Consider the following 865-nt stretch of genomic DNA (forward strand, 5'->3'; position numbering starts at 1 on the left):
AGCGGCGGGCGGCGTGACCAGATGCGCCAGCGGCGCCAGCTGATAATGGCTGGCCAGCAGTTGCTCCAGTCGCAAGCGAAAACGCGGCTGCCCATGCAGGGCTTGCAGCACCTCGACCGGCAGGCCTTCGCCAAAACACTCGCCAAGGCTTTGCTCGCGCACAAACTGCAACGGCTGGGCGATCAGCCCCTGCCAACGCTCAACCAGGCTCATTCACCCTCCTTGAGCACATACAACGCCTGGGCCTGGCGCCGCGCCCATTGCTGGCGGGCCAACACACCACCCGCGCCGAGGGCGAGCAGCAGCAAGCCACCGAACAGCAACCGCGCCTGGTTGAGGTTGTCTTCCAACAGCCACAGGCCCATGAAACGCGCGAGTCGCGGTTGCGCCGGGTTCTGGCTGATGGACACCGCGGCCTTGATCGCGGTCACCGACACACCGTCATAGCTCAGGCCGGAAATGCCGTTGGCAACCAGGGTCTTGATCTGCGGAATCAGCGTGTTGATGTCGGTGCCCGGGTCGTAGCGCACCAGCACCGAGGCCGACGACGGCGAAATCACCCGCTTGAGCAGGTCATTGTCCGGCAGCACCACGTGCACCCGCGCCGAGACGATGCCGTCGATCTGCGACACCGAGTGGGACAGTTCTTCGCTCAAGGCATAGATCATCTGCGCCCGCTCCTGCACCGGCGACGACACCAGGCCATTGCCCTTGAACACCTCGCCCATGTTGGAAAAGCTCTGCTGCGGCAGGCCGGCGTTGTCCAGCAGGGTCATGGCCTCGGCGAAGCGCTGTTCGTCGACCACCACTTTCAACTGGCCGTTGTCCTGCACCTTGCGCGTCGCCGGGATGCCGTCGCGCAGCA

At 65.0% G+C, this 865-nt stretch carries 1 protein-coding gene and 1 pseudogene; both read right to left on the reverse strand.

Going from position 1 to position 865, the window contains the following annotated elements; genetic code table 11:
- Window positions 1-213, reverse strand: a pseudogene (locus HX846_RS37590) (type III secretion protein); the annotation flags it as partial.
- The coding region (gene sctJ, locus HX846_RS37595) for a type III secretion system inner membrane ring lipoprotein SctJ (RefSeq protein WP_178967508.1) at window positions 210-865 on the reverse strand (656 nt) is incomplete at its 5' end. The gene sctJ and the pseudogene HX846_RS37590, both read right to left, overlap by 4 nt.

Source organism: Pseudomonas sp. K5002, assembly GCF_013386655.1.
In the GTDB taxonomy this organism is placed as follows: Bacteria; Pseudomonadota; Gammaproteobacteria; order Pseudomonadales; family Pseudomonadaceae; genus Aquipseudomonas.